The organism is Pseudomonas sp. xss_2 (assembly GCF_043104195.1).
Taxonomy (GTDB): Bacteria; Pseudomonadota; Gammaproteobacteria; order Pseudomonadales; family Pseudomonadaceae; genus Aquipseudomonas; species Aquipseudomonas urmiensis.
In genome coordinates this window covers 1-19371 of the sequence record NZ_JBICKL010000060.1, presented here as the reverse complement: position 1 = coordinate 19371, position 19371 = coordinate 1, and the positions used below count along the sequence as shown (strand labels likewise).

The window sequence follows — 19371 nt, the reverse complement described above, 5'->3', positions numbered from 1 at the left end:
ATAATCGGGAGACCCCCAATGGCCTTGGACATCATCGTAGTACTGATCTATGCCGCCGGCATGCTCGCGCTTGGCTGGTACGGCATGCGGCGGGCAAAAACCCACGAAGACTACCTGGTAGCCGGACGCAATCTCGGCCCGACCCTGTACATGGGCACCATGGCCACCACGGTGCTGGGTGGTGCTTCGACCGTCGGCACCGTGCGCCTGGGCTACGTCCATGGTATCTCCGGTTTCTGGCTGTGCGCGGCACTGGGCCTGGGAATCATCGCGCTGAACCTGTTCCTCGCCAAACCCTTACTGCGCCTGCGTATCTTCACCGTCACCCAGGTGCTTGAGCGGCGCTACAACCCCATGGCGCGCCAAGCCAGTGCGGTCATCATGCTGGCCTACGCGCTGATGATCGGCGTCACCTCGACCCTGGCCATGGGCACGGTATTGCAGGTGCTGCTCGACCTGCCGTTCTGGCTGTCGCTGCTGCTCGGTGGCGGCGTGGTGGTGGTCTACTCGACCATTGGCGGCATGTGGTCGCTGACCCTCACCGATATCGTCCAGTTCGTGATCAAGACCGTCGGCCTGATGTTCATCCTGCTGCCGGTGTGCCTGTACAAGGTCGGTGGCTGGGATCAACTGGTCGCGCAGCTGCCGGCGGCCAGCTTCAGCTGGACCACCATCGGCTGGGACACCATCATCACCTACTTCCTGATCTACTTCTTCGGCATCCTCATCGGCCAGGACATCTGGCAGCGGGTGTTCACCGCCCGTGACGAAAAGGTCTGCCAGCGCGCCGGTACCACCGCCGGTATCTACTGCGTGGCGTACGGTTTGGCCTGCGCCCTGATCGGCATGGCCGCCCACGTGCTGATGCCGGACCTGGCCAACCCGAACAACGCCTTCGCGGCGATGATCAAGACCACCCTGCCCGATGGCATCCGTGGCCTGCTGATGGCGGCCGCCCTGGCGGCGATGATGTCGACGGCCAGCGCCGGCTTGCTGGCGGCGTCCACCACCATCACCGAAGACCTGCTGCCCAAGCTGCGCGGCGGCAAGCAGTCGAGCCTGGGTGTCAGCCGCCTGTTCACCTTGCTGACCGGCCTGGTAGTGCTGGGCATTGCCCTGGCAGTGAACGATGTGATCAGCGCGCTGACCTTGGCTTACAACCTGCTGGTCGGCGGGATGCTGGTGCCGCTTATCGGGGCGATCTTCTGGAAGCGTGCGACCACCGCAGGGGCGATCGCCAGCATGTCGCTGGGCTTTGCCACCGCGCTGCTGTTCATGTTCAAGGATGGTCTGGATGCCAATACGCCGATCTACTACAGCCTGGCGATTGGTCTGCTGAGCTTTGTGCTGGTCAGCCTGCTGTCGCGTCGCCCGATGGCGGCGGTGAACCTGGCCTGATCAATACTGGGCTGCCCAGCAGCCCAATCGGCTGAAACGAAAAGGCCGCTGCATCTGATCGATGCGGCGGCCTCTGTCATTTCAACGGCGACGAGGTTGGCGCTTGCGCTGCTCTTCGTCGGTGGGAATCGGCACCGGCTGCAGCGGTGGCGGAATCAGGCCCAAGGCGACAGCCAGGTCATGGAGCCAGTTGAACAGTGGTTTTTTCATAGAGCCCCCTTCACGGGTCAGCCTCACGGCAAAATCGATTCTGCGATGTTTCATACAGATCATAGTCCGATGTCCTGCATTACGCATTCGCCTAATCCTATAGATAGGGACGATTTTGACCCGGATCAAGCGGTCGCGGGGCGTTCCGACGGTCGGTCAACTGTTTCGCCTTGTTGCAGATCGATCCACGCCTGCAAATTTGCCCCACACATGCCCTGGCGCCACATCAACCAGGTGACAGCCTGATCGAACGGTGCTTGCAGCCGGTGGACGCGAATCTGCTCACGTCCTGGCAGGCTGTCGAGCATCGATTGCGCCATCAACGCCACCCCTGCCCCGGCAATGACACAGGCCAGCATGCTCTGGTAGGACTCGATCTCCATGACCCGGCCCATGGGCGTGTGGGCGTGGGCGTACCAGGCTTCCAGACGCATCCGGTAGGAGCAGCCCTGGCGGAAGGTGAACACCGCCCGCCCTGCCACATCCCGGGCACTGTGCACCGGGGGGTGCTCAGGGCTGGTGATCAGTACCAAGACTTCATCGCACAGTGGCACGCCATCGAGCCCTGCCAGGCTTGGCGGCCCATCGACCAAGGCGGCATCCAGGCGGTGGCTCATCAGCCCTTCGAGCAGATCGCCGCTCGGAGCGGCCTGTACCTGCAGGTTCACCGTTGGGTAAGTCTGGTGATAGCGGGCCAGCAACGGCGGCAGATGCGTCGCCGCGGTGCTGTACATCGTGCCCAAGACGAAGTCCCCTGCAGGTTGACCGCCCTGCACTGCCGCCACCGCTTGGTCGTGCAGGGTCGACAAGCGGTTGGCGTAGTCGAGCAGCACCTTTCCGGCTGGCGACAGCTGCAAGCGCTGGCGCTCACGCAAGAACAGCTCGACACCCAATTGCTCTTCCAACTGTCGCAGCCGCGTCGACAAGTTCGACGGCACGCGGTGCAAGCGCTCGGCAGCACGGGTAAGCGAACCTTCTTCGGCCACCGCTTGAAAGATGCGCAGTTGACTGAACTCCATGACATTCTCCAAAACAGAACAACTTGATCATCATTATTCAATTTTATTGAAAGTCAATCCGCCCTACCCTGCCACTCATCGACTCACACCTGGCAGGAGCATTCACATGTCGCCGCTCGTACAACTACTGGCCAGTGCCGTGGCCCTGATGATGGCCATGGGCATCGGCCGCTTCGCCCTGACCCCGCAACTGCCCAGCCTGATCGCTGAAGGGCAATTCGACCTGACTGCCGCTGGCCTTGTCGCCGCCGCCAACTACCTGGGCTACTTCCTCGGCGCGGTGGACGCCATGTTCGCTCGCCAGCCTGGCCAAGTACGCCTGCGTCTGCATGCAGGCCTGTGGCTGTGCGTGGTGTTGACCCTCGCCTCGTGGGCAGCCAATGGTTTCTGGAGCCATCTGCTGCTGCGCTTTGGCACCGGCGTTGCCAGCGCCTGGGTGCTGGTGATGATTACCAGCCTCACCCAACAGCTGGCAGCCGCTCATGGCACACCGCGACTGGGCGCCCTGGTGTTCGCAGGGCCTGGTGTGGGCATTGCGCTGACCGGGCTACTGGCGCTGGCGGCACATCTGCTGGGGATGGACTCGGCGGCCTTGTGGCTGGTTTATGCAGTGGCCGCGCTGGTCATGTTGCTTACAGTACGGCCCTGGTTGCCAAGGGCGCTGGCGCCTGCACCAGCAGCAATCGCACGTTCGGCGCCGAGCCCTGGCATCGCCCGTCTGGGGCTGGTGTATGGGCTCTATGGGGTGGGGTATATCTTGCCGGCCACATTTTTATCGCAGATGGCCAACCAGCGTTTTCACGGACATTGGCTGGCCGACCTGTTCTGGCCAGCGTTTGGCCTGGCGGCCGCGTTGGGCGTGGTACTGGTGAGTGTGCGCCGACCTGGGCGGACTACCGGCTGGTTGGCCGCAACCCTTTGGCTGCAAGGCCTGGGCGTGCTGGCCTGCCTGCTGGGTGATGGGTTTGGCCTGGCCCTGGGGGTGGTGCTGTGTGGAGGGCCGTTCCTGGCCTGCATGCAATTGGTCATGCAGCGCTCGCGAGAGCTGGCGCCGCATGCCACGCAGCGCAATGCCGGACTATTGACCGCGTGCTTCGCGCTCGGCCAATTGAGTGGGCCGCTGCTGGCAGCACTGAGCAATCACTACAGCGCTAGCCTGCAACCTGCGCTGGTGTTGGCCGCCAGTGGGCTTGGGCTGGCCGGCGTCCTGGTAGTAACCAGCCGCAGCGCACGGCAGGTTTGTCAGGCGAGCACTAGCACGGCCTGAGAGTGTCAGGGCGTTTTTGCCGGCCTCATCGCGGGGCAAGCCCGCTCCCACGTTGGCCAACACCGGGTTGCGTGGGAACGGGCTTGCCCCGCGATGAGGCCGCTCAGATAACTACCTAGCCAATCACCTTGCGCAACTGCTTACGCACCCAGGGCTCAGCACTGACCAGGATCACCCCGCACAACACCATCACCGCCCCGAGTACAAAGTTCACACTCAGCGGCTCCCCCAACAGCAGCACGCCAAAGGTCACCCCAAACAACGGCGTGATGAAAGAGAACACCGCCAGGTTCGAAGCGAGATACTTGCGCAGCAACCAGAACCAGGTCAGGTAGCTGACGAACGAGACCACAATCCCCTGGAACAACACGCTGCCCATCGCCAGTGGGGTCAACGTAACCCTACCGATCTGCCCGCTCACCAGCGCAATCAGCAACAGCCCGACAAAGCCCACCATCAGCTGATAGAACAAGGTCAAGGTCGCCGGCGCTTCCGACAGCCGCGAACCTCGCACCACCACAGTAGTCGCGCCCCAGGCCAAGCCCGCCAGCACCCCAAAGGCATCGCCTAGAAGCGTGCGAGCATCGATCTGATCGAGCTGCAAGCCGCCAGCGAAGGCCGTGGCGATCCCGGCAAACGACAGCAAGATACCCAACCACTGCAAAAGCCGCAGCCGCTCGCTGGGCAGCATGAAATGCAGGCCGAGTGCGGTGAACACCGGCGCGGTGTAGAGAAACACCGACATGTGCGCCGCCGAGGTCAACTTCAGCCCCTCGGCAATGAACATAAATTCCAGGCCAAACAGTGCGCCAGCCAGCAACCCGGCCCGCCAGGTACTGCCCACCTGGCCCCAGCCCCCACGCCAGCAGATCAAGATACCGACCAACAGCGCAGCGATACCGGAACGAAAAGCCGCCTGCATCACCGGGGCGATATCAACGGCGGCCCATTTGATCATCACCTGCTGGCTACCCCAGATCAGGCACAGCCCAAGCATCAGTTGCAGGGCGAAAGCGTCGGGATTCTTGCGGGCCGCACTCATGGGCGGGCCCCTTGTAGATTCGATGGCATGGGCAAGGCTCGGCAGAGAAAATGGATCCAGTGCCGATTATCGGGTTCGCGACGCCGCCGTTACCAGCCTAAATTGCGCCGCCCGCAATCTGCGCCTTGGCCGAGACGTGCTCGAAGGTGTTTTCGTCCAGCGGATCTTCCTGCTCATCCAGCACCTGGCGCGGGTGCTCGAAGCCAGGAATGCTGCTGTCGATCAGACTGAGCAAGCGCGAGCCACGCTCGGTGAGCACGAAGTTCTCGCCATTGCCGCCATCCTCTGCCGGCCGAGATTCGATGAAGCCGCGCTCGAAGAGGATCTTCTCGTACTCGCACGCGCGGGTCTTCAGATGATCCAGATCGCCCACCGGCTGGCCTTGGGCGGCGAGTGCCGCGGCATGTTGCTCGGCGTAGGGGCGTGGCGTAAAGCTGTGATCAGCGCCATTTTGCACTTCGTGCAGCAGGCGTTGGATCAGGTCCCAGTCGTAGCTGCTCATGGAGGTTGGCTCCTGCTGTGAACGGATGGGGTACACAGCTTGGGACCGGCATGGGGCTGCAAGCGTTCCGACGGAAATTCAACGATGGCGCTGCTGAGCCTGCATATACTGGCGCAACAACTGATTTATACGCGTCTGGTAGCCCGTGCCCTGCTCCTTGAACCAGGCCAATACATCGGCATCAAGACGAATCGTCACGGCCTGTTTGGCTGGAACCCGCAGCTCAGCCTGGCGAAAAAAATCCTCACCTAGCTCGGCAATGTCCGAAGTGTCGATCTGCTGATCGTCTTGTTGAGCCAGGCGGCTCCAATCAGTTTTGGAAGACTTGGTCATAACGTTTTGCCTCTTGTCTGGTCGCCTTTCGCGCTGAGATGATCCGGATTACATCTGCCTGCCGCTCGGTATACACGACCACCCCGACCAGCGTGTGCAGCCAGCCTAAGCCGATCCAGCGCTCCTCACCATAGGCCTGCCGATCATCTCGCAACAGCAGCATGGGGTGCTGGAACATATCGGGCACATCGCTGAAGTCGATACCGTGCTTGCGGATGTTTATCTGATTCTTAGCTTCGTCCCACTCAAAACGCATGGGACTGCCTGTATTTACTTTTGTACATACACAATACTCCCTATAAGCCAGCGAGCCTAGAAGAAGCATCAGCAGATCAACAGAGGTTAAGTGCAGCAAACAGGGCATTTAGGAAGCGGATTACAAGCAAAAGAGATTCGACCAGGCACCTTCCCCAGGTGAACTTTCCTCCCCGACATAGCCTCAACCGATTACTTGCTGACCGAGGCTCATCTTATGAAGACCCTGCACCGAGTCACCCTGCTTGCCAGCCTGTGCTTCGCCCTGCCCAGCTGGGCCTGCACACTGGAGGAGGCAACCGCAAAACGCGAAGAACTGGCCAAGTTGGTGTCACAACTGACCGAGCAGAACCCGCAAAAGGCCAAGGAGATCAACGACGAGCTTCAGGGCATGGACCTGGCGACAGAAAGCAAGGATCTGCCTGACAAGTGCCAGTTGATCGACCGCAGGCTACAGGAGCTCAAGGTCGCGGAGAAAAAAGCGGAGTGAGGTGATCGCGGCAAGGGGCAAGGCGCCGGTCCGTCCTAGGCAAAGCCAGGGCAGACCGGTAGTTGCCTGGAGAACGCCTTACTCAGCCTTCGGCGCGCGCTTTTTCAGCGGCGCCATGCCATCGGAGCTGGTCAGCGGTGCGTTTGGCCGTGGCTTGGCGGTAGGCTTGCGCTTGGCGGCGGCCTTCTTGTCGCCGGTTTTCTTGTCGACTTTCTTTTTCTTGACGCCGGCAGCCTTGCCCGAAGCCTTGACCTTCTTCGGTCCGCTGTAGGTGCCTTTGACCTCTTTGATCACTCGGCGCTCGAACTGCTGCTTGAGGTAGCGTTCGATGCTCGACATCAAGTTCCAGTCGTTGTGGGTGATCAGCGAGATCGCCAGACCTTCGCCACCGGCCCGGCCAGTACGGCCAATGCGGTGCACGTATTCGTCGCCGCTGCGCGGCATGTCGAAGTTGATCACCAGGTCCAGGCCGTCGATGTCCAGGCCACGTGCCGCTACGTCAGTGGCGACCAGTACCTTGGAGCCACCCTGCTTGAAGCGCTCGATGGCCAGCTTGCGGTCTTTCTGGTCCTTCTCGCCGTGCAGCACGAAGGCTTTGACGTCCTTGGCCACCAGGTGACCATAGACGCGGTCAGCCAGGGCGCGGGTATTGGTGAAAATGATCGCCTTCTGGAAGGTCTCGTTGTCGAGCAGCCACTGAACGATCTTCTCTTTGTGCTGGTCGTGGTCGGCGGTGATGATCTGCTGACGGGTGCCTTCGGCCAACTGCGAGACGCTGTTGAGCATCAGGTGCTCAGGGTTTTTCAGCACTTTGCCAATGATGTCGCGCAGCGCTGCGCCGCCGGTGGTGGCGGAGAAGAGCAGGGTCTGCTCGCGGTTCTCGCACTCTTTGCACAGGCGCTCCATGTCTTCGGCAAAGCCCATGTCGAGCATGCGGTCAGCCTCGTCCAGCACCATGACCTGAACGTGGGAGAGGTCGAGGTTGCCGGCGTTCAGATGCTCGAGCAGGCGGCCTGGGGTGCCAATCAGCACATCCGGCACCTTGCGCAGCAGTGCAGCCTGTTCCTTGAAGTCTTCGCCGCCGGTGACCAGGCCAGACTTGATGTAGGTGAACTGGGAGAACAGTTGCACCTGTTTCAAGGTCTGCTGGGCCAGTTCGCGGGTCGGCAGCAGGATCAATGCACGGATTTCAACACGCGGGCCACCCAGGTCAGCCAGGCGGTTGAGCATCGGCAGGACGAAAGCTGCGGTCTTGCCGCTGCCGGTCTGCGCCGTCACCCGCAGGTCACGCCCTTGCAACGCCAGGGGGATGGCCGCCGCCTGCACCGGAGTCGGCTCGACAAAGTTCAGCTCGGCCACGGCTTTGAGCAGGCGTTCATGCAGGGCGAATTGGGAAAACACGGGGACAACCTCGGGCAAGTACGTAAATTCAGTTGCATAGGGTAACGTTTTCCGCCGCCATAACCGAATTTTCTTTTAGCAACTTTTGGCCGATCCGCGCTCTAATCGTGCCTCGTTCCGCAACATAGACCGCTGTAACGCTCATGGACATTCAACGACTCTGGCACGACACCCTCGACCTCTGGGGCACCCTGGACCAACATCCGCTGCTGCATTCTGCCCTGGGCCTGGCGGTACTGCTGCTGATCTCCCTAGTACTCGGTCGCCTGGCGCGCTTCCTGGTGCTGCACACCAGCCGCCTGCTGGGCCGTCAACAAGCGCTGAAGTGGCTCGACGACCTGCGCCACAACAAGGTATTTCATCGCCTGGCGCAGACCACCCCTTCGCTGATCATCCAGTTCGGCCTGAAGCTGGTCCCGGAGCTTGGCAACACCGCCCAGCACTTCCTCGGCAATGTTGCCCTGGCATTCACCCTGCTGTTCATGACCCTGGCGGTTTCCTGCCTGCTCGATGCCCTGCTGGACATCTACGCCCGCACCGAGCATGCCCGCACCCGCTCGATCAAGGGCTATGTGCAGTTGGCCAAGATGGTGCTGTGGGTGCTCAGCGTCATCGTCATCATCGCCACCCTGATCGACCGCTCGCCGCTGTTACTGCTATCGGGCCTGGGCGCCATGTCGGCGGTGCTGCTGTTGGTGTACAAGGACACCTTGCTGTCATTCGTGGCCAGCGTACAGCTGACCAGCAACGACATGCTCCACGTCGGCGACTGGATCGAAATGCCCCAGGTAGGCGCTGACGGCGATGTGGTGGACATCACCCTGCACACGGTCAAGGTGCAGAACTTCGACAAGACCATCGTTTCCATCCCGACCTGGCGCCTGATGAGCGAGTCGTTCCGCAACTGGCGCGGCATGCAGCAGTCTGGTGGGCGACGGATCAAACGCAGCCTGTTCATCGATGCTGCCGGTGTCCGCTTCTTGACCCGCGAGGAAGAACAGCGCCTGACCCAGGTACGCTTGCTCGGTGATTACCTGGCCAGCAAGCGCCAGGAACTGCAGAACTGGAACGAAGCGCTGGGACCCGTAGCCGAGTTGTCGGCTAACCGGCGGCGGCTGACCAACATCGGTACTTTCCGTGCGTTTGCCCTGGCCTATTTGCAGAACCATCCTGACGTGCAGCAAAGCATGACCTGCATGGTGCGGCAGATGCAGACAACCGCTGAGGGGGTGCCCTTGGAGATCTACTGCTTCACTCGCACCACGGCCTGGGCGGATTACGAGCGCATCCAGGGCGATATCTTCGATTATCTGCTGGCCGTGCTGCCGGAGTTTGGCCTGAGTCTGTATCAGCAGCCCAGCGGCAATGACATGCGCGCAGGGCTTGCCGCCCGAGCGCCAATCGAAACGCAGGCGCAGCGCCTTACAGAAACCGCAGAGGCTTGAAGAAGCAAAGGCGCCAAACAGGCGCCTTTTTTTTTACATGCAGTGGCTTGATCAGGTGGAGGTCCGCTGCGAGCGAGCAGTCCGACTGCCGCCCAAGCGACTGAGCCACACCGAGGCCAGAATCACCGCGCCGCCAATGAACAATCGCCCCAGCGGCTCGTGCTGATTCCAGATCAGCAAATTGAGCAGCAGCCCGACCGGCACATGCAGGTTGTTCATTACCGCCAAAGTAGCGCCAGAAACCAGGCAGGCGCCCTTGTTCCACCAGTACAAACCCAGCGCAGTCGGACACAAACCCAGGAACAGCAGCACCAGCCACTGGACATCGGTGCTCGGCAGGTGCTGGGCATTGCCAAACAGCAGGAACGCTGGCAACACCACGATCAACGCGCCCAGGTAGAAGTAGCCGAACCGCTTGTAATGCGGCAGATCGCTTGGATTACGGGCGACCAGATGACGGTACAGCACCTGGCCGGCGGCATAAGTGAAGTTGGCCAATTGCAGCAATAGGAAGCCGATGAAGAAGTCGCCGCTGATGCTGTCCATACGGATCACCGCCGCACCCGCGACCGCGACCAGTGCAGCGAGCAGCGCCCAAGGGTTGAAGCGGCGGTTCAGCGCATCTTCGATGAGGGTCACGTGCAGCGGCGTGAGAATGGTGAACAGCAGCACTTCCGGCACGGTCAGCACGCGGAAACTCAAGTACAGGCAGACGTAGGTGATGCCGTACTGCAATGCGCCGATCAGCAGCATCGAGCGCATGAAGCGCGGTTCGACCTGACGCCAGCGGGTGAGCGGCAGGAACACCAGGCCGGCCAACACCACCCGTGCCAAGACCGCGAAATAGCTGTCGACATGACCGGCCAGGTATTCGCCGATCAGGTTGAAGGAAAACGCCTGGATCAGCGCGACGATAATCAGGTAGCCCATGGTGCTCTCTCGTAAATCAAGGCGGCGACCTTAGCCGGTTGGCAAAAACCGATCAACTTGGCGTAGCGCCCTGATCGCGGGGCAAGCCCGCTCCCACGGGTATGGCTGACGGCGCAATACACGTGGGCTTGCCCCGCGATCAGGCCGGAACAGGCGCTAGACAAACTCCAGGCATAAAAAAGCCCGACCATCATCTGGCCGGGCAGGCACACCCAAGGAGCAACAGGTGTCAGGGTTGGGAATTAGTCGGCACTCAGGCCACCGCAGCCAGCTTGGCCTTGGCCTGGTTCAGCCCCTTCTCGTGGAAGTCGCCGCTCATGTTCAGGCCTTCGGCATGAATGAAGGTCACGTCATGGATGCCAATGAAGGCCATGACCTGGCGCAGGTACGGTTCCTGATGGTCGCTGGTGGCGCCGGCATGAATACCACCGCGGGCAGTCAGGACAATGGCACGCTTGCCCGTCAGCAGGCCCTGTGGACCGGTCGGGGTGTACTTGAAGGTGATACCGGCGCGCAGGACATGATCGAGCCAAGCCTTGAGCGTGCTCGGAATGGTGAAGTTGTACATGGGAGCAGCCATCACCAGTACATCGGCGGCCAGCAGTTCATCGGTCAATTCGTTGGAACGCGCCAGGGCTTCGCGCTCGATCTGTGAGCGTTGTTCCTCAGGCTTCATCCAGCCACCCAGCAGGTTGGCGTCCAGGTGCGGCACTGGAGTCACCGCCAAGTCACGCACATTGATGTCGTCGGCCGGATGCGCCGCTTGCCATTGGCCAATGAAATCTCGGGTCAATTGACGCGAAACGGAGTCCTGCTGGCGGGCGCTGCTTTCGATGATCAATACGCGGGACATGGGTGCCTCCATCGGCAAATAGGGTGCGATTCGATGGAGGAAAGATTAAGGGTTGACCTATCGATAAAAAAGCGTAAAAAGTGGGTTCAATCTATCGACTAATCTGTTTTATTCCGGTTTACAGCTCAAACCGATCCGCAGCTTGATGATCTGCCGGTTGAACTTGGCGGTAACGTCCACGCTTTGCTTGGCCGGCACATTGACCCGACGCACCCGTGGCGCTTCCGGGCCGTTGCGGAAAGTGACCTTGCACGACGCCGCAACCTCTCCATAGTTGTTCAGCGAGATGCTGCCGATGTCGTAGGCCGTGTCGTAGGCGGTGTAGTCGACCTTGACCCCGGTCAGCTGCTTGTCGACATCGATGGGGTATGCCATGGCGGTAAGGGGCAGGCACAGCAGTAATGCCACACAACTTTTCTTCATAGAGCGCTCTCCTTGAAAGAGCGCAGCTTAGGACAACAGGAGCTGAAGATGAAAGCGCCGCGCGTAACCCTGGATCAGTGGCGAACCCTGCAGGCAGTGGTCGATCACGGAGGGTTTGCCCAGGCCGCCGAGGCCCTGCACCGCTCACAATCGTCGGTCAGCTACACAGTGGCACGCATGCAGGAGCAACTTGGCGTGCCGTTGCTGCGCATCGACGGGCGCAAAGCCGTGCTGACCGAAGCTGGAAACGTGCTGCTGCGCCGCTCGCGCCACCTGGTCAAGCAGGCCAGCCAGCTCGAAGACCTGGCCCATCACATGGAACAAGGCTGGGAGGCCGAGGTGCGCGTGGTGGTCGATGCCGCCTACCCCAGCGCCCGCCTGGTGCGCGCCTTGAGCGCGTTCATGCCGCAGAGCCGAGGCTGCCGCGTGCGGCTGCGCGAAGAGGTGCTGTCTGGGGTCGAGGAAGTCCTGCATGAAGGCATCGCCGACCTTGCGATCAGCAGCTTCAGCATCGGCGGCTACCTGGGCACCGAACTGAGCTCGGTGGAGTTCGTCGCCGTCGCCCACCCGGAACACAGCCTGCACCGCCTGGGCCGGGAGATTACCTTCCAGGACCTGGAGAGCCAGTTGCAGGTGGTAATCCGTGACTCTGGCCGCGCGCAACCCAAGGATGTCGGCTGGCTGGGCGCTGAACAACGCTGGACGGTCGGTAGCCTGGGCACTGCGGCCACCTTCGTCAGCAGCGGCCTGGGCTTTGCCTGGCTGCCTCGACACATGATCGAGCGCGAGCTGCGCGACGGCGTGCTCAAGCCATTGCCGCTGGACCAGGGTGGCAGTCGCCATCCACTGTTCTACCTTTACTCCAGCAAGGAAAAGACCCTGGGCCCGGCCACGCAGATCCTCATCGACCTGCTGCGCAATTTCGACACTGCGCCCCTGGACGTGCCCTTCGCAGCCCCGCCGCAAGCCTGAGGACCGCGCCCATGGCCTATTTCGAACACGAAGGATGCACGCTGCATTACGAGGAATACGGCCAGGGCGAGCCCCTGGTGCTGTTGCATGGGCTGGGCTCCAGTTGCCAGGACTGGGAGCTGCAGGTACCCGAGCTGAGCCGGCACTACCGGGTGATCCTGATGGACATCCGCGGCCACGGCCGCTCTGACAAACCCCGCGACGGCTATCAGATCGCCACCTTCAGCGAAGACCTGCTGGCCCTGCTCGAACACCTGCGCACCGGTCCAGTGCACTTCGTTGGCCTGTCGATGGGCGGTATGATCGGCTTTCAGTTCGCCGTCGACCACCCGCAGTGGCTACGCAGCCTTTGCATCGTCAACAGCGCCCCCGAGGTCAAGCGACGCACCCGCAGCGACTGGATCTGGTGGGCAAAACGCTGGGGCCTGGCGCGTCTGCTCAGCGTCGAAGCCGTCGGCAAGGGCCTGGCCGAGCGGCTGTTCCCCAAACCCGAACAAGCCGATCTTCGCCAGAAGATGGCCCAGCGCTGGGCACGCAACGACAAGCGCGCCTACCTGAAGAGCTTCGACGCTATCGTCGACTGGGGCGTGGCGGAACGCATCGGCCAGATCGGCTGTCCCACCCTGGTGATCGCCGCCGACCACGATTACACACCGATACAACTGAAACAGCGCTACGTCGCCTTGATACCCCAGGCTAGACTGGCAGTCATAGAAGATTCCCGGCACGCTACACCCCTCGATCAACCCGAGGTCTTCAACCAGACCCTGCTGCACTTTCTTGCAGCCGCCTCCACCTCTCAAGGATCTTTGAGCCCATGCTGAAAAAACTCCTGCTCGCCGCCTGCTCGGTTGCCTTCGCCACCAGCGTCATGGCCTCGGACAAGACCCCGCACGTTCTGCTCGACACCAGCTTCGGCCAGGTCGAAATCGAGCTGAACGCGGAAAAAGCGCCGATCAGTACCAAGAACTTCCTTGAGTACGTCGACAGTGGTTTCTACAACAACACCATCTTCCACCGCGTGATCCCAGGCTTCATGGTCCAGGGCGGCGGCTTCACCGAGCAGATGGTGCAGAAGAACACCAACGACCCGATCCGCAACGAAGCCAGCAATGGCCTGCATAACGCCCGCGGCACCCTGTCCATGGCCCGCACCTCCAACCCGAACTCGGCCACCAGCCAGTTCTTCATCAACGTTGCCGACAACGCCTTCCTCGACCCAGGTCGCGATGCCGGATATGCCGTGTTCGGCAAGGTCACCAAAGGCATGGACGTGGTTGACCAGATCGTCAATTCGCCGACCACTATCAAAAAGGGCATGCGTGATGTACCGGCCGATCCGGTGTTCATCAAGTCCGCCAAACGCATCGACTGAGTGCAGGCCTCACAGGGATGTGAACCGCCTGCAGGTCGGGTAGAACAGGAGTTGTAACCCCCATGCTGTACCGCCGTTTCGAGCAATTGATCGACATCTTCCGCGAAGCGCCGAGCGAGGCGCCTCCGAGCACGGTGTGGCCGTTCTACCTCTACTACCTGCGTCAGGTGTGGCCAAGCTTCTTGGCCCTGCTGATCGTTGGCCTGGTCGCCTCGTTGATCGAGGTGGCCATGTTCAGCTACCTGAGCCGGATCATCGACCTGGCCCAAGGCACGCCCAACGCCAACTTCTTCAGCGAGCACAGTGGCGAGCTGATCTGGATGCTGGTGGTGGTCCTGCTGCTGCGTCCGGTGTTCTTCGGCCTGCACGACCTGCTGGTGCACCAGACCATCAACCCGGGGATGACCAGCCTGATCCGCTGGCAGAACCACACCTATGTGCTCAAGCAGAGCCTGAACTTCTTCCAGAGCGACTTCGCCGGGCGTATTGCCCAGCGCATCATGCAAACCGGCAACTCCCTGCGCGACTCAGCGGTGCAGGCGGTGGATGCGCTGTGGCACGTGTTGATCTACGCGATCAGCTCGCTGGTGCTGTTCGCCGAGGCTGACTGGCGGCTGATGCTGCCGCTGCTGGTGTGGATCGCCTGCTACATCGCCGCTTTGCTGTACTTCGTGCCGCGGGTCAAGGAGCGCTCGGTGATTTCCTCCGATGCGCGCTCCAAGCTGATGGGGCGCATTGTCGATGGCTACACCAACATCGCCACCCTCAAGCTGTTCGCCCATACCGACTACGAGCAGCAATACGCCCGCGAGGCGATCCGTGAGCAGACCGAGAAAACCCAGCTGGCCGCTCGCGTGGTGACCAGCATGGACGTGGTGATCACCACCCTCAACGGCTTGCTGGTCGTCACCACCACAGGGCTTGCGCTGTGGCTGTGGACCCAGTCGCTGATCACGGTCGGTGCCATCGCACTGGCTACTGGCCTGGTGATTCGTATCGTCAACATGTCCGGCTGGATCATGTGGGTGGTCAACGGCATCTTCGAGAACATCGGCATGGTCCAGGATGGCCTGCAAACCATCGCCCAGCCGGTGACGGTCACCGACAGCCCCAACGCACCAGTGCTCAAGGTCACTCGCGGTGCAGTGCGCTTCGACAACGTGGGTTTCCATTACGGCAAAGGTGGCAAGGTTATCGACGGCCTCAACCTGGACATTCGCCCTGGCGAGAAGATCGGCCTGATCGGCCCCTCTGGGGCAGGCAAATCGACCTTGGTCAATCTGCTGCTACGCCTGTACGACCTGGAAAGCGGGCGCATCCTGATCGATGGCCAGGACATCGCCGAAGTGAACCAGGCCAGCCTGCGCGCGCAGATCGGCATGATCACCCAGGACACCTCGCTGTTGCACCGCTCGATCCGCGACAACCTGCTGTACGGCCGCCCCGATGCCAGCGAACAGGCGTTGTGGGAAGCGGTGCGCGGGGCACGGGCCGACGAGTTCATCCCGCAGCTGTCCGATGCCCAGGGGCGCACTGGCTTCGATGCGCATGTGGGTGAGCGCGGGGTCAAGCTGTCTGGCGGACAGCGTCAGCGTATCGCCATCGCCCGGGTGCTGTTGAAGAACGCACCGATCCTGATCATGGATGAGGCTACCTCGGCGCTGGACTCAGAGGTGGAAGCGGCGATTCAGGAAAGCCTGGAGACCCTGATGCAGGGCAAGACGGTGATTGCCATTGCCCACCGGCTGTCGACCATCGCCCGGATGGACCGGCTGGTGGTGCTGGACAAAGGGCATATCGTCGAAAGCGGAACCCATGCCGAACTGCTCGCGCACCAAGGGCTGTATGCGCGGTTGTGGCATCACCAGACTGGCGGCTTTGTCGGCGTCGATTGAGTTTAAGGCTGGCGCGCCCCCATCGCGGGGCAAGCCCGCTCCCACGCTAACCAGCTATGCAGCTATGCGGCTATGCAGCTATGCAGCTATGCAGCTATGCAGCCATTGCGTGGGAGCGGGCTTGCCCCGCGATGAGGCCACAACAGCCCACCCATCAACCCCGCCGATAAGGCAGCATCCCCCGCGCCTCCTCGGCATAAGCCCTGACCCCCTCGCGCTCCTGCCCAAGAAAATCCTCCACCGCCCGCCTCAACCCCGGATGCAACAGATAGTGCCACGACCGCGTGATCACCGGCTCAAACCCGCGAATCAGCTTGTGTTCGCCCTGTGCCCCCGCATCGAAGCGCTGCAAGCCTTGGGCAATGGCAAAGTCCATCCCCTGGTAGAAGCACGTCTCAAAGTGCAACCGATCGAACTCGGCCAGGCACCCCCAATAGCGCCCATACAAGCTATCGCTGCCCACCAGGCTCAGCGCCATGGCCACATCCCGCCCCGCCTGGCGCGCCACCACGACGCGGATCGCCTCGGGCATGCGCTCGGCCAGCAGGCTGAAAAACGCCCGCGTGAGGTACGGCGTTCGCCTACGTACGGCATAGGTGTTGGCGTAACACAGATACACGAAATCCCACTGCGCTTGGCTCAGCTCATCGCCGCGATACCACTGGAACTCGATACCCTGCCCCAGCACCTGCTCACGCTCCTTGCGCATCTGCTTGCGCTTGCGCGAGCTGAGAGTATCGAGAAAGTCCTGGAAATCCCGATAGCCCTGATTGCGCCAATGAAACTGGCAACCCAGGCGCTCCATCCAGCCCGGCAGACCGGCAATCGACTGGTCCAGGGCGCTGTCGGTGAAATTGATGTGGGCGCCCGACAAGCCACCCTTGCCCAGATACTCAGGCAGCGCCTGCAGCAACAGCAGGCCATCGGCAGGATCCTCGGTTAGCAATCGCGGGCCACTGACCGGGCTGAACGGTACGGCGCCCAGTAACTTGGGGTAGTAGGCAATCCCGGCGCGCTCACAGGCATCGGCCCAACCGTGATCGAACACGTACTCGCCGAACGAATGCCATTTGCGATAGGCCGGCAGCACCGCGCGCACCTGCCCGTCACGCTCCAGGATCAAGTGCTCGGCAGCCCAGCCGGTGGCGGGCACGACGCTGCCGCTGTCCTCCATCGCGGTCAGAAACGCATGCCGTAGAAACGGCTGGCCGGCGGGCACCAGCGCATCCCAGGTCGCCGCTGGCAGGTCGCGCAAATGGGCAAGGCTGTACAGGCTGATCACGGGTTCACTCTCCAAGAGGCGCCTGCCAGTATCCCGGATGCAGGGCGCGACTGACAAACCTCAAGCGCACTGACAGCGGTTTTCTTAACGGCAGTGCCACTAAATAGACATTATTCTGTCATCCCCCCTCGCAATACTTGCGCCTGTTTTCCGGAACCCCAGCGACCTGTCTATTCAGGCCTTTTCCGAAGACTTGCCAACTCGGGGGCGGGCGCACAAGCCTCCCCATTCTTTTCCAACAGGGAGAACCTTATGCGTCTTGTTTCTACACTTACTGGAGTGAGCCTCACCGGCCTGATGCTGGCTCTGAGTACTCCAGCCAGTGCTGCAGTCGACGCCAAGCTGCTCGAAATGCTCCGCGCCAACGGCTCGATCAACCAGGCGCAGTACAACGAACTGCAGGCCGACCTGTCGAAGGAAACCAAGGAAAAGGCAGACATGAAGGCTCAATCCGAGCGGATGAGCTCCTTTGAACAGAAAGTCGCCTGGGCCGCCAAGACCCAGATCAAGGGCGATGTGCGCCTGCGCTACGAAGACGTCAACGTCGACGAACCGAACAGCTCCAGCGGCAACCAGGACCGTCAGCGCGTGCGTGCCCGCGTTGGCTTCTACAGCGAGATCAACCCGCAGGTCGACGCCGGCATCCGTGTCGCCACCGGCAGCAGCGCTGACCGTCGCTCGACCAACCAGAGCCTGGACAACTACTTCGACAAGAAGTCGCTGTGGGTTGACCTGGCCTACCTCGACTGGCACCCAACCGCCCTGCCTGGCCTGCACCTGATCGGCGGCAAGATGGCCCAGCCTTGGGTCAGCATGGGCGACATCATCTGGGACAGCGACATCAACCCGGAAGGTGTGGCCGCTACCTACAAGACCGACCTGGGCGGCGCCGAAGTGTTCGCCAGCGCGGGTCAATACACCCTCAAGGACAACGTCGACGGCGACGGCGTGCAGTACAAGCACGACGCCCAGGTCTACCACGGCCAGCTGGGGGCGAAGTTCGCGCCGATGGATACCCTCAAGGTCACCGTGGGTGCGAGCATCTATGGCTATGACAACGACAAGGAAGCCACCATCCTGCAGTCGTTCGGCAACACCACCAACGAGTTCAACCTGGTGGAAGGCTTCGGTCAGATCGACCTGACTGGCCTGGCTGTACCGCTGTCGGCCTATGGTCAGTACGTGAAGAACACCGAGAGCACCGATGGCGAAGACCAGGCTTGGCTGGCGGGCCTGAAGACCAAGCTCGGTGCCTGGAGCCTGGACTACAACTACCGCGATGTGCAGCGTAACGCTGTGGTCAGCCTGTTCACCGACTCTGACTTCGGTAACGGCTTCACGGGTTCGCGCGGTCACAAGTTCAAGGTGGGTTACGAGATCGACAAGAACTTCTCGGTGGGTGCTGCTTATCTGATGGCCAAGACCGATCTGTCGCAGCTGCCTAACAGCAATGCTGATGTCGATACGTTGCAGGTGGATCTGGAAGCTAAGTTCTAAGGTGTAGTTGCTCTGCGTTAGTGAAAGCGGGAAGTGCCGAACCCCATCCGGCGCTTCTCGCTTTTTTTCGTTGGGCTTGGGCTTGGGCTTTTAGAGGTTTGAGCATATCCATTGGCTAGGGTGGCGCTGAGTCACCTTTCCGCCCTTACGGCGGGTCACTTTTGGTCGTGGCCAAAAGTAACCAAAAGCCGTGCGCTCCACCATCAGTCCCGCCCGTGGCGGGATCCCCTCGCTTCGGTGCCTTCCGGGCCCGCGCGGCCTACGATTTGCTGCGCAAATCTACATCTCGCGCCTTCGGCTGCGCCGAAGGGTGCTGACGCACCTGGCCCTACAGACACCTACGCTCGGCCTCCTGAAGTCGCGAAGTTAGTGGCGGCGACTGGGCTGGCGTTATCTGGCGATAGTGGCAGGTGTGGTGGATAGTCGGCCGTCATCGTGGGGCAAGCCCGCTCCCACGGGTACCGTCAGCCGCAAGAGCGGCGCAATACTAGTGGCAAATGTGGTGGATGTTCCGGCCTCTTCGCGGGCAAGCCCGCTCCCACAGGCTCACCGTCAGCCGCAAGAGCGGCGCGGTACTTGTGCCAGGTGTGGTGGATATTCTGGCCTCTTCGCGGGCAAGCCCGCTCCCACAGGTTCACCGCCAGCCGGAAGAACCGCGCGGTACCTGTGGGAGCGGGCTTGCCCGCGAAGAGGCCGGAACAAACCACACAAAAGAAAAATTCAAACCTTGGCTTTGGCTTTGGCTTCTGCGAGAGCGTAGCAATTCGCTGCTCTTGATATTC

At 61.5% G+C, this 19371-nt stretch carries 21 protein-coding genes; 9 read left to right on the top strand and 12 right to left on the bottom strand.

The window, feature by feature from the left end; all coding sequences use genetic code 11:
• Window positions 1–18: 18 nt before the first annotated feature.
• Window positions 19–1398: a sodium:solute symporter gene (locus ACF8K2_RS14955; protein ID WP_392465594.1), complete on the top strand. Its 1380-nt coding sequence runs from the start codon at window positions 19–21 to the stop codon at window positions 1396–1398.
• 81 nt (window positions 1399–1479) lie between these two features.
• Here ACF8K2_RS14955 and ACF8K2_RS14950 read toward each other — a convergent pair whose 3' ends face one another.
• Window positions 1480–1608 carry a PA1414 family protein gene (locus tag ACF8K2_RS14950; protein WP_256214945.1) on the bottom strand — a complete coding sequence of 43 codons (129 nt, stop codon included), beginning with the start codon at window positions 1606–1608 and terminating at the stop codon, window positions 1480–1482.
• Between the two features lie 125 nt (window positions 1609–1733).
• A complete protein-coding gene (locus tag ACF8K2_RS14945) occupies window positions 1734–2627 on the bottom strand; it encodes a LysR substrate-binding domain-containing protein (RefSeq protein ID WP_392465591.1) in 894 nt (297 codons plus the stop codon).
• A 106-nt stretch (window positions 2628–2733) separates the two neighbouring features.
• Here ACF8K2_RS14945 and ACF8K2_RS14940 point away from each other — a divergent pair, with 106 nt between their 5' ends.
• Entirely contained in the window at window positions 2734–3894 is a 1161-nt protein-coding gene (locus ACF8K2_RS14940; RefSeq protein ID WP_186557492.1) for an MFS transporter, read from the top strand.
• A gap of 115 nt (window positions 3895–4009) precedes the next feature.
• Here the strand turns inward: ACF8K2_RS14940 and ACF8K2_RS14935 are convergent, their stop codons facing one another.
• From ACF8K2_RS14935 to ACF8K2_RS14920, 4 genes are all read right to left on the bottom strand, one after another.
• Window positions 4010–4936, bottom strand: coding sequence for a DMT family transporter (locus tag ACF8K2_RS14935; RefSeq protein WP_186557491.1), 927 nt, complete (start codon window positions 4934–4936; stop codon window positions 4010–4012).
• A gap of 97 nt (window positions 4937–5033) precedes the next feature.
• The gene (locus ACF8K2_RS14930; RefSeq protein ID WP_186557490.1) at window positions 5034–5438 is read right to left on the bottom strand and encodes a transcriptional regulator; all 405 of its coding nucleotides are present in this window, start codon (window positions 5436–5438) and stop codon (window positions 5034–5036) included.
• Between the two features lie 78 nt (window positions 5439–5516).
• Window positions 5517–5771 (bottom strand): BrnA antitoxin family protein, encoded by a 255-nt coding sequence (locus tag ACF8K2_RS14925; RefSeq protein WP_312155502.1) that lies wholly within the window; start codon window positions 5769–5771, stop codon window positions 5517–5519.
• On the bottom strand, window positions 5749–6027 hold the full coding sequence (locus ACF8K2_RS14920) for a BrnT family toxin (RefSeq protein WP_392465586.1): 279 nt from the start codon (window positions 6025–6027) through the stop codon (window positions 5749–5751). Before ACF8K2_RS14920 ends, ACF8K2_RS14925 begins: the two co-directional genes overlap by 23 nt.
• 216 nt (window positions 6028–6243) lie before the next feature.
• Here ACF8K2_RS14920 and ACF8K2_RS14915 point away from each other — a divergent pair, with 216 nt between their 5' ends.
• Complete coding sequence (locus tag ACF8K2_RS14915) at window positions 6244–6516, top strand: hypothetical protein (protein ID WP_186557488.1); 273 nt, start codon at window positions 6244–6246, stop codon at window positions 6514–6516.
• A gap of 78 nt (window positions 6517–6594) precedes the next feature.
• On the opposite strand, the gene ACF8K2_RS14910 is transcribed toward ACF8K2_RS14915, so the two are convergent.
• Entirely contained in the window at window positions 6595–7917 is a 1323-nt protein-coding gene (locus tag ACF8K2_RS14910; protein ID WP_186557487.1) for a DEAD/DEAH box helicase, read from the bottom strand.
• Between the two features lie 143 nt (window positions 7918–8060).
• Between ACF8K2_RS14910 and ACF8K2_RS14905 the strand changes: the two genes are divergently transcribed.
• The gene (locus ACF8K2_RS14905) at window positions 8061–9362 is read left to right on the top strand and encodes a mechanosensitive ion channel family protein (protein WP_392465581.1); all 1302 of its coding nucleotides are present in this window, start codon (window positions 8061–8063) and stop codon (window positions 9360–9362) included.
• Between the two features lie 51 nt (window positions 9363–9413).
• Here ACF8K2_RS14905 and ACF8K2_RS14900 read toward each other — a convergent pair whose 3' ends face one another.
• The 3 genes from ACF8K2_RS14900 to ACF8K2_RS14890 all read right to left on the bottom strand — a co-directional run bounded on the left by ACF8K2_RS14900 (window position 9414) and on the right by ACF8K2_RS14890 (window position 11568).
• Window positions 9414–10292 carry a carboxylate/amino acid/amine transporter gene (locus ACF8K2_RS14900; protein WP_392465579.1) on the bottom strand — a complete coding sequence of 293 codons (879 nt, stop codon included), beginning with the start codon at window positions 10290–10292 and terminating at the stop codon, window positions 9414–9416.
• Window positions 10293–10545: 253 nt separating this feature from the next.
• Window positions 10546–11145: an FMN-dependent NADH-azoreductase gene (locus tag ACF8K2_RS14895; RefSeq protein ID WP_392465577.1), complete on the bottom strand. Its 600-nt coding sequence runs from the start codon at window positions 11143–11145 to the stop codon at window positions 10546–10548.
• Between the two features lie 108 nt (window positions 11146–11253).
• Window positions 11254–11568, bottom strand: a complete 315-nt coding sequence (locus ACF8K2_RS14890; RefSeq protein WP_186557483.1) for a 3-phosphoglycerate kinase — start codon at window positions 11566–11568, stop codon at window positions 11254–11256.
• Window positions 11569–11616: 48 nt separating this feature from the next.
• Here ACF8K2_RS14890 and ACF8K2_RS14885 point away from each other — a divergent pair, with 48 nt between their 5' ends.
• The 4 genes from ACF8K2_RS14885 (at window position 11617) to ACF8K2_RS14870 (ending at window position 15810) form a co-directional block, all read left to right on the top strand.
• Complete coding sequence (locus tag ACF8K2_RS14885) at window positions 11617–12540, top strand: LysR family transcriptional regulator (protein WP_186557482.1); 924 nt, start codon at window positions 11617–11619, stop codon at window positions 12538–12540.
• Between the two features lie 11 nt (window positions 12541–12551).
• Window positions 12552–13364, top strand: a complete 813-nt coding sequence (locus ACF8K2_RS14880) for an alpha/beta fold hydrolase (RefSeq protein ID WP_186557481.1) — start codon at window positions 12552–12554, stop codon at window positions 13362–13364.
• The gene (locus ACF8K2_RS14875; RefSeq protein ID WP_186557480.1) at window positions 13358–13915 is read left to right on the top strand and encodes a peptidylprolyl isomerase; all 558 of its coding nucleotides are present in this window, start codon (window positions 13358–13360) and stop codon (window positions 13913–13915) included. The genes ACF8K2_RS14880 and ACF8K2_RS14875 overlap by 7 nt, the downstream gene beginning before the upstream one ends.
• Window positions 13916–13977: 62 nt before the next feature.
• A complete protein-coding gene (locus ACF8K2_RS14870) occupies window positions 13978–15810 on the top strand; it encodes an ABC transporter ATP-binding protein (protein WP_186557479.1) in 1833 nt (610 codons plus the stop codon).
• Between the two features lie 154 nt (window positions 15811–15964).
• Here ACF8K2_RS14870 and ACF8K2_RS14865 read toward each other — a convergent pair whose 3' ends face one another.
• Window positions 15965–17092 carry a GNAT family N-acetyltransferase gene (locus tag ACF8K2_RS14865; protein WP_186557478.1) on the bottom strand — a complete coding sequence of 376 codons (1128 nt, stop codon included), beginning with the start codon at window positions 17090–17092 and terminating at the stop codon, window positions 15965–15967.
• A gap of 252 nt (window positions 17093–17344) precedes the next feature.
• Here ACF8K2_RS14865 and ACF8K2_RS14860 point away from each other — a divergent pair, with 252 nt between their 5' ends.
• A complete protein-coding gene (locus tag ACF8K2_RS14860) occupies window positions 17345–18589 on the top strand; it encodes a putative porin (protein WP_392465571.1) in 1245 nt (414 codons plus the stop codon).
• A 464-nt stretch (window positions 18590–19053) separates the two neighbouring features.
• On the opposite strand, the gene ACF8K2_RS14855 is transcribed toward ACF8K2_RS14860, so the two are convergent.
• A partial coding sequence (locus tag ACF8K2_RS14855; RefSeq protein WP_392465570.1) for a hypothetical protein occupies window positions 19054–19371 on the bottom strand: 318 nt, incomplete at its 5' end.

Bases quoted from the DNA above. Each gene is read 5' to 3' on its own strand.
- ACF8K2_RS14955 (WP_392465594.1), top strand. From the start codon at position 19: ATGGCCTTGGACATCATCGTAGTACTGATCTATGCCGCCGGCATGCTC.
- ACF8K2_RS14950 (WP_256214945.1), bottom strand. From the start codon at position 1,608: ATGAAAAAACCACTGTTCAACTGGCTCCATGACCTGGCTGTCGCCTTG.
- ACF8K2_RS14945 (WP_392465591.1), bottom strand. From the start codon at position 2,627: ATGGAGTTCAGTCAACTGCGCATCTTTCAAGCGGTGGCCGAAGAAGGT.
- ACF8K2_RS14940 (WP_186557492.1), top strand. From the start codon at position 2,734: ATGTCGCCGCTCGTACAACTACTGGCCAGTGCCGTGGCCCTGATGATG.
- ACF8K2_RS14935 (WP_186557491.1), bottom strand. From the start codon at position 4,936: ATGAGTGCGGCCCGCAAGAATCCCGACGCTTTCGCCCTGCAACTGATG.
- ACF8K2_RS14930 (WP_186557490.1), bottom strand. From the start codon at position 5,438: ATGAGCAGCTACGACTGGGACCTGATCCAACGCCTGCTGCACGAAGTG.
- ACF8K2_RS14925 (WP_312155502.1), bottom strand. From the start codon at position 5,771: ATGACCAAGTCTTCCAAAACTGATTGGAGCCGCCTGGCTCAACAAGAC.
- ACF8K2_RS14920 (WP_392465586.1), bottom strand. From the start codon at position 6,027: ATGCGTTTTGAGTGGGACGAAGCTAAGAATCAGATAAACATCCGCAAG.
- ACF8K2_RS14915 (WP_186557488.1), top strand. From the start codon at position 6,244: ATGAAGACCCTGCACCGAGTCACCCTGCTTGCCAGCCTGTGCTTCGCC.
- ACF8K2_RS14905 (WP_392465581.1), top strand. From the start codon at position 8,061: ATGGACATTCAACGACTCTGGCACGACACCCTCGACCTCTGGGGCACC.
- ACF8K2_RS14900 (WP_392465579.1), bottom strand. From the start codon at position 10,292: ATGGGCTACCTGATTATCGTCGCGCTGATCCAGGCGTTTTCCTTCAAC.
- ACF8K2_RS14895 (WP_392465577.1), bottom strand. From the start codon at position 11,145: ATGTCCCGCGTATTGATCATCGAAAGCAGCGCCCGCCAGCAGGACTCC.
- ACF8K2_RS14890 (WP_186557483.1), bottom strand. From the start codon at position 11,568: ATGAAGAAAAGTTGTGTGGCATTACTGCTGTGCCTGCCCCTTACCGCC.
- ACF8K2_RS14885 (WP_186557482.1), top strand. From the start codon at position 11,617: ATGAAAGCGCCGCGCGTAACCCTGGATCAGTGGCGAACCCTGCAGGCA.
- ACF8K2_RS14880 (WP_186557481.1), top strand. From the start codon at position 12,552: ATGGCCTATTTCGAACACGAAGGATGCACGCTGCATTACGAGGAATAC.
- ACF8K2_RS14875 (WP_186557480.1), top strand. From the start codon at position 13,358: ATGCTGAAAAAACTCCTGCTCGCCGCCTGCTCGGTTGCCTTCGCCACC.
- ACF8K2_RS14870 (WP_186557479.1), top strand. From the start codon at position 13,978: ATGCTGTACCGCCGTTTCGAGCAATTGATCGACATCTTCCGCGAAGCG.
- ACF8K2_RS14860 (WP_392465571.1), top strand. From the start codon at position 17,345: ATGCGTCTTGTTTCTACACTTACTGGAGTGAGCCTCACCGGCCTGATG.